Origin of the sequence: Mesorhizobium sp. M7A.F.Ca.CA.004.12.1.1, from assembly GCF_003997835.1 — a bacterium.
GTDB lineage: Bacteria > Pseudomonadota > Alphaproteobacteria > Rhizobiales > Rhizobiaceae > Mesorhizobium.
Genome location: NZ_RZRK01000302.1, coordinates 1 through 6,775, shown reverse-complemented (window position 1 = coordinate 6,775; position 6,775 = coordinate 1). Strand labels below are relative to the sequence as shown.

At 63.2% G+C, this 6,775-nt stretch carries 9 protein-coding genes; 8 read left to right on the top strand and 1 reads right to left on the bottom strand.

Going from position 1 to position 6,775, the window contains the following annotated elements; genetic code table 11:
- From EN984_RS17200 to EN984_RS17190, 3 genes are all read left to right on the top strand, one after another.
- The coding region (locus EN984_RS17200; protein ID WP_206517436.1) for an aldo/keto reductase at positions 1-353 on the top strand (353 nt) is incomplete at its 5' end.
- Complete coding sequence (locus EN984_RS17195; RefSeq protein ID WP_127266587.1) at positions 350-778, top strand: DUF4440 domain-containing protein; 429 nt, start codon at positions 350-352, stop codon at positions 776-778. The genes EN984_RS17200 and EN984_RS17195, both read left to right, overlap by 4 nt.
- Positions 779-826: 48 nt before the next feature.
- Entirely contained in the window at positions 827-2,086 is a 1,260-nt protein-coding gene (locus tag EN984_RS17190) for an ABC transporter substrate-binding protein (protein ID WP_127266586.1), read from the top strand.
- A gap of 187 nt (positions 2,087-2,273) precedes the next feature.
- On the opposite strand, the gene pcaQ is transcribed toward EN984_RS17190, so the two are convergent.
- Positions 2,274-3,191: a pca operon transcription factor PcaQ gene (gene pcaQ, locus EN984_RS17185; protein WP_127266585.1), complete on the bottom strand. Its 918-nt coding sequence runs from the start codon at positions 3,189-3,191 to the stop codon at positions 2,274-2,276.
- A gap of 92 nt (positions 3,192-3,283) precedes the next feature.
- Between pcaQ and pcaD the strand changes: the two genes are divergently transcribed.
- From pcaD to EN984_RS17160, 5 genes are all read left to right on the top strand, one after another.
- The gene (gene pcaD, locus EN984_RS17180) at positions 3,284-4,093 is read left to right on the top strand and encodes a 3-oxoadipate enol-lactonase (RefSeq protein ID WP_127266584.1); all 810 of its coding nucleotides are present in this window, start codon (positions 3,284-3,286) and stop codon (positions 4,091-4,093) included.
- A complete protein-coding gene (gene pcaC, locus EN984_RS17175; RefSeq protein ID WP_127266583.1) occupies positions 4,086-4,493 on the top strand; it encodes a 4-carboxymuconolactone decarboxylase in 408 nt (135 codons plus the stop codon). Before pcaD ends, pcaC begins: the two co-directional genes overlap by 8 nt.
- A complete protein-coding gene (pcaH, locus tag EN984_RS17170; RefSeq protein WP_127266582.1) occupies positions 4,483-5,238 on the top strand; it encodes a protocatechuate 3,4-dioxygenase subunit beta in 756 nt (251 codons plus the stop codon). Before pcaC ends, pcaH begins: the two co-directional genes overlap by 11 nt.
- Complete coding sequence (pcaG, locus tag EN984_RS17165) at positions 5,238-5,852, top strand: protocatechuate 3,4-dioxygenase subunit alpha (RefSeq protein ID WP_127266581.1); 615 nt, start codon at positions 5,238-5,240, stop codon at positions 5,850-5,852. The genes pcaH and pcaG overlap by 1 nt, the downstream gene beginning before the upstream one ends.
- Positions 5,853-5,871: 19 nt before the next feature.
- Positions 5,872-6,775 (top strand): 3-carboxy-cis,cis-muconate cycloisomerase (locus EN984_RS17160; RefSeq protein ID WP_127383844.1); only part of this gene is annotated, 904 nt, incomplete at its 3' end.

Genomic DNA, 6,775 nt, shown 5'->3' with positions numbered 1-6,775 from the left:
AATACAAGCTGATCATCGACGATTTCGGCGGCTGGGGCCTTTTCCAGCACCTGCTTCAGGCGCTGAAGGCCGTTGGCGACCGCCACGGCGTCGACATCGCCACCATCGCCAGCGCCTGGGTGCTGGAGCAGCCGCAAGTGGCGGCCGTCATCGTCGGCGCCCGCAACCAGGCGCATGCGCTGGCCAATGCAAAGATCATGGACGTTGCGCTCGACGCCGAAGACCGGGCGCGGATTGCCGCTGTCATCGCGCAAGGCACCGGTCTCGAGGGCGACGTCTACACGCTGGAGCGCGACCGTCACGGCCGTCACGGCTCGATCATGCACTACAACCTCAATGCGGGGAAGAAATGAGCGACGAGCCCTCCCTGTTTTCACGCGCCAGCGCCGAAATCATCGACCTGCACCGCTTCTTCGTCGACTGGTTCGTCGCTGCGCGCGCCAACACGGTGGACTTCGGCCGCTTCGAACGCGCCATGGGCAAAGACCTCAGCATGGTGGCGCCGGACGGGCAGATCCTCGACCGCGAAGCGGTCATCGATCATGTCCGCGCAAGCCGCGCTTCCTGCGACGATGGTTTTGCCATTTCGATCGAGGACATCCGGCCCGGCTGGCAGGACGCCGATACCATCGTCGTCCTCTATGTCGAAGCGCAGCTGCGCGCAGGCAAGCACAGCCGCCGCCAGTCCAGTGCCGTCTTCACCACCAGTTCATCGGCGCCCAACGGCGTTGAATGGCGACATCTGCATGAGACCTGGCTGCAGGTGCCGGAACGCTGAACAGGCTCCAGAATTCAAATACAGTCGAGTAACGAAAGGGGAACAACAATGACAAAGACGATACTCCAACTCACCACCGCGCTCGCCCTCGTCACGATGGCGGGTGCTGCGCAAGCCGCCGATTGCAAGATCACCGTCGGCCTCGTCATGGAGCTGACCGGCCCGGCCGGCGAATACGGCCAGGCCGGCGCCAAGTCGGTCGAGATGGCCTTCCGCGACATCAACGGAGCCGGCGGTGTGCGCGGCTGCGATCTCGTCACCGACACGCGCGACAGCCAGAGCCAGGGCAACGTCGCCGTTGACGCCGCCACCCAGCTGGTTCAGGTCAAGAAGGTGCCGGTCATCATCGGCGGCATCATCTCCTCGGTGTCGATCCCGATCCTGACTTCGGTCACCGCACCAGCCAAGATCGTCCAGGTCTCGCCGGCTTCGTCCTCGCCGACGCTGACCGCGCTCGGCCGCGACGGCAAGACCAACGGCATCTTCTTCCGCACCATCACCTCGGATGCGCTGCAGGGCGTCGCCGCCGCCAAATACGCCGTCGACAAGGGTTTCAAGAAGCTGTCGATCATCCATGTCAACAACGATTTCGGCGTCAACATGGTGGCCGAATTCTCACGTGCCTACAAAGCGCTCGGCGGCACCATCGTCTCCGACACGCCCTACAATGAGAAGCAGTCGAGCTATGCCTCGGAAGTCACGGCGGCAATGGCCGGCGAACCGGACGGTCTTTACCTCGTCAGCACGCCGGTCGACGGCGCTACGGTCGCCCGTACCTGGATCTCGCAGGGCGGCGTGCAGAAATTCCTGCTCAATGACGGCATGAACAGCCCTGATTTCATCGAGTCCGTCGGCGCCGACTATCTGAAGGAAGCCTACGGCACGTCCTCCGGCACCAGCCCGACGGCCTCGACGGAGTATTTCACCAAGAACTACAAGGAATTCTCCGGCATCGAACCGACCAATCCGGCGGCCGACCGCTCCTATGACGCCGGCGCGATTGTTGGTCTGGCCATCGCCATTGCCGGTTCTGAGGATCCGGCCAAGATCAAGGATGCGATGTACAAGGCCGTCGATCCGGCCGGCACGCCGATCTTTGCCGGCAAGGAAGAGTTCGCCAAGGCGCTCGGCCTGATCAAGGACGGCAAGCCGATCCGCTATGAAGGTGTCATCGGCCCTGTCGCCTTCGACAAATATGGCGACATCACCGGCCCGTTCCGCCTGTGGAAGATCGTCGACGGCAAGGTGGCAACGGACGGTGAAATGACCACCGACGATGTCAACGCGCTGCAAGCCAAGCTTCAGTAAGACAACTCTCCGGTATCGATCACGATCCATCGTGATCGATACAGGACGATTGTCCTGTTTTACATTGCCGACGGACACGGACGACGTCGCTCAGCGCTTGACCCGAGAAACATCCTCAATCCGGGACGGGTCTTCGACCTCGACCCGACTGCCTTCTGCCGATGACGATCCCGCACAGCCTGACGCATCAGCCGCTTTGCCTTGCCGCTTCGCGGATGGTCTGCAGCAGGATGGAAAAGGCCGGCGAGGGCGCGGTGTCGGTCCGCATGGTCAGGCCGACCGGTCCCTTGGTTTCCTCGGTGTTGACCGGCAGGGCGACGAAGGCGCCGCTGCCGAGTTCATTGGCAACGACGCCAGCCGAAATGATCCAGACGGCATTGCTTTGCCGCAGGAAGGCGCGGCCGAAGGAGTCTGAAACGGTTTCGATCTCGGTTGCCGGCGCCGTCATGCCGTTGGTGATGAACAGGCGGTCGACGAAGGGGCGGATGACCGATTCCCGCGTCGGCATCAGCATCGGGAATTCGTCGAGCCGTGCGAACACATCCTGTCCCGGATCGAGCAGCGGATGTCCGGCTCGCACCACGAACAGCACCGGTTCAGAATAGAGGTGCTCGAAGAAGAAGCCGGTCATGTTTTCCGGCGCCGCCAGCCTTCCGACGACGAGATCGAGCGCTCCGGTGCGCAACTGTTCGAGCAGCACGGCGTTCTCGCCGGTGACGATCTTGATCGCCGCACCTGTGTCCTCCTCGAGGAACAGGCCCATGGCGAGCGGTATCACCCGCGCCGACACTGTCGGCAGCGCACCGATGCGGATCGGGTGCCGGCTGACCGCTCCGTCCTGGCGGACAGAATCGACGCCTTGCTTGAGTGCCGTGATCGCCGTTCCGGCATGGCGAAGAAAGATCTCGCCAATGCGCGTCAGTCGGATGCCACGGCCGTCGCGCTCGACCACCGCAACCCCCAGCGCCCCTTCCAGCTCGCGCAATGTCTTGGTCACTGCCGGCGGGCTGACATGCAGCAAGTCAGCCGCTCGTGCCACGCTTCCCTGCCGCGCGACCTCCAGGAATGCCTGCAAATGGCGGAACCGGATCCGGCTCTCGGACATGAATTAATAACCCATGAGTTAATGAAACGACGCAAAATATCATTTTACCGAACCAAACGCCTTGTGCAATGTGGGGGCGGAGGACCGAAACCGTGCCATTCCTCACCATCGGCGGCATCACGCTGCACCATCGCCACATCAAGGCGAGCGGCAATGCGCGCCCTATCATATTCATCAATTCACTGGGCACCGACTTCCGGATCTGGGACGAAATTGTCTCGGCGCTCGATGGTGAAATGCCGCTGCTGGTCTATGACAAGCGCGGTCACGGGCTGTCCGACATCGGCGACATCAGGTCGATCGACGATCATGTCGATGATCTCTCGGCCCTCATCGATCATTTCGAATTGAGCAAAGTCGTGCTGTGCGGCCTGTCGGTCGGCGGCATGATCGCGCAGGGGCTCTATGCCAGGCGACCTGAAATCGTCGAAGGCCTGATCCTTTGCGACACGGCGCACAAGATCGGCACGACGGACAGCTGGAACACACGCATCGCAACGGTCGAAAGCAAGGGCATCCAGGCGATTGCCGATGGCGTGCTCAAAATGTGGTTCACCCCCGCCTTCCACGCAGCGCGTGTGGCCGAGCTCGACGGCTATAGGAACATGATGACCAGGCAAGCGCTCGCCGGTTACATCGGGACCTGCGCTGCCGTTCGCGATGCCGATTTCACCGATGCCGCACGCCGCATCGCGGTGCCGACACTCTGTGTCGGGGGCGACCAGGATGGCTCGACGCCGCCCGATCTCGTCCGCTCGCTGGCCGAGCTGATCCCCGCCGCGCGCTTCGAGATCATCCGCGACGCCGGACACATTCCTTGCGTCGAACAACCTGAAGCGCTGGTCGCCCTGATCCGCAGTTTTATCGCGTCGCTTGCCCCTGGGACAGCAACCCATGGATGAAGCCCCCGGCGACGCAGCCAGATATCGCAAGGGGCTTGCGGTGCGGCGCTCGGTACTCGGCGACCGGCATGTCGACCGGGCCGAAATCGCCGCCACCGATTTCGACCAGCCTTTCCAGGAGCTGATCACCGAGGCTGCCTGGGGAACCGTGTGGGCGCGGCCGGGCTTCACCAAGCGTGAGCGTTCGATCGTCACGCTGGCGCTGCTGGCCGCACTCGGCCATGATGAGGAGGTCGCCATGCATGTGCGCGCCACCGCCAACACCGGTGCGTCGCGCGACGACATCTGCGAGGCGTTCCTGCATGTCGCCATCTATGCCGGCGTGCCGGCCGCCAACCGTGCCTTCAAGATCGCCAAGGAGGTGTTTTCGGAAATGGACGAGAGCCAGAATGCCCGCTGAGTCCGGCTCGACCCGGAGGCCCGAGACCGGCGCCTTCTTCCAGCGCGACCGGACATGGCATCCGCCGGCTCTGACGCCGAACTATAAAACCTCGGTGCTGCGCTCACCGCAAAAGGCGCCGCTGTCGTTCGACAACACGCTATCGGAGATTGCAGGCCCGGTCTTCGGTCACGCCATGCTCGGCGAACTCGACGCCGACCTGATCCACAATTTCGCCAGGCCCGGCGAGAGCGCGCTCGGTGAGCGCATCCTCGTCTATGGGCGGGTGCTCGACGAACGCGGCGTTGGCGTGCCCGGCGCGCTGCTTGAGTTCTGGCAGGCCAATGCCGGTGGCCGCTATCGCCATAAGAGGGATGGCTATCTGGCGCCACTCGATCCGAATTTTGGCGGTTGTGGCCGAACTATTACAGGCGAGGATGGCTTCTATGCGTTTCGTACCGTCAAGCCCGGTCCCTATCCCTGGCCGAACGGGCCGAACGACTGGCGGCCTTCGCACATCCATTTCTCTGTCTTTGGCCACGGCTTTGCGCAGCGGCTGATCACGCAAATGTATTTCGAGGGCGATCCGCTGATCTGGCGCTGCCCGATCGTGCGCGGCATCCCCGACAAGGCGGCCATTGAGACGCTGATCGCAACGCTCGACATGCAAGCGACGATCCCCTTCGACGCGCGCGCCTACAAGTTCGACATCGTTCTGCGCGGGCGCCGCGCGTCGCGGTTCGAAAACAGGCTGGAGGGCAATTGATGGCCCAGTCGCTCGACCGGCTCAGGGAGAGCCCCTCGCAGACCGCCGGACCCTACGTTCATATCGGGCTGACGCCCAATTTCGGTGGCATCGGCGGCGTCTACCCGACCGACCTCGGCGCGACCATGGTCAACGACAAGACCAAGGGCGAGCGCATCGGCCTGCGCATCCGGGTGCTCGACGGCACCGGCACGCCGCTCAAGGATGCGCTGATCGAGATCTGGCAGGCGGATGCCGACGGGCTCTACAATTCGCCGGCAGAACCGCGCGGCACGGCCGATCCCAACTTCTTCGGCTGGGGCCGTTGCCCGACCGACATGGACACCGGCCTGTGTGCGTTCGAGACGATCAAGCCTGGCCGCGTCCCGTTCAACGATGGTCGCCTGATGGCGCCGCATATCACGCTCTGGATCGTCGCCCGCGGCATCAATCTCGGCCTGCACACAAGACTGTATTTTTCCGATGAGGAAAAGGCCAATGCTGAAGATCCGATCTTTGCGCGGGTCGAGCACCGCCTTCGCGTGCCGACGCTGATCGCCGAGCGCCAAGGCGATATGTATGTCTTCGACGTCCATCTCCAGGGGGAGAAGGAAACGGTCTTCTTCGACAGCTGATGCTCAGGAGGCCTGTGACATGACTGTATCGCCTTTCGACCATCCGCTGCTCTCCGCTCTTCTCGGCGACGAAGAAGCGGCGAGGCATTTTTCCGTCGAGGCGGAAATCGAGGCCATGTTGGCCTTTGAACAGGCGCTGTCGCAAGCGGAGGCCGATAACGGGATAATCTCCAAAGATGCCGAGGCAGCGATCGTGGCGGCGCTTGGCACGTTCCGGCCGAACACGGCTCTGCTGCGAGCCGGGGTCGCCAAAGACGGCGTCATGGTGCCGGAGTTGGTGCGCCAGATCAGGGCGGCGGTCGGCGAACCGCATGGCCAGAAAGTGCATTTCGGCGCGACCAGCCAAGACGTCGTCGACACGGGCCTGATGCTTCGGCTGAAACCCGTCGTCGAGCATCTCGATCTGCTGTTGACCGAAACCGTCATGCGCCTCGCCTCGCTCGAAGAGCGTTTTGGCGGCAGGGCGCTGACCGGCATGACGCGTATGCAGAAGGCGATTCAGATCAAAGTGCATGATCGTGTGGCAGCGTGGCAGGGGCCGCTGCAACGGCACCAGGAAAAGCTGCCGGAACAGTCGAGATGCCTGCTGGTGGTGCAGTTCGGCGGTGCCGCCGGCACACTGGAAAAACTAGGCGACAAAGGGAAAGCGGTGCGCGCAGCCCTGGCCGTCAGGCTTGGTCTTGGCGACGCACCGCAATGGCAGAACCAGCGCGACGCGCTCGCTGATTTTGCCGGTTGGTTATCGCTGCTGACCGGCAGCCTCGGCAAATTCGGCCAGGACATCGCTCTGATGGCGCAAGATGGAACCGAGATCAAACTTTCCGGCGGTGGCGGCTCGTCTACCATGCCTCACAAGCAGAACCCGGTGAAGGCCGAAGCGCTGGTGGCGCTTGCCCGCTTCAACGCCACGCAGCTTGCCGGCC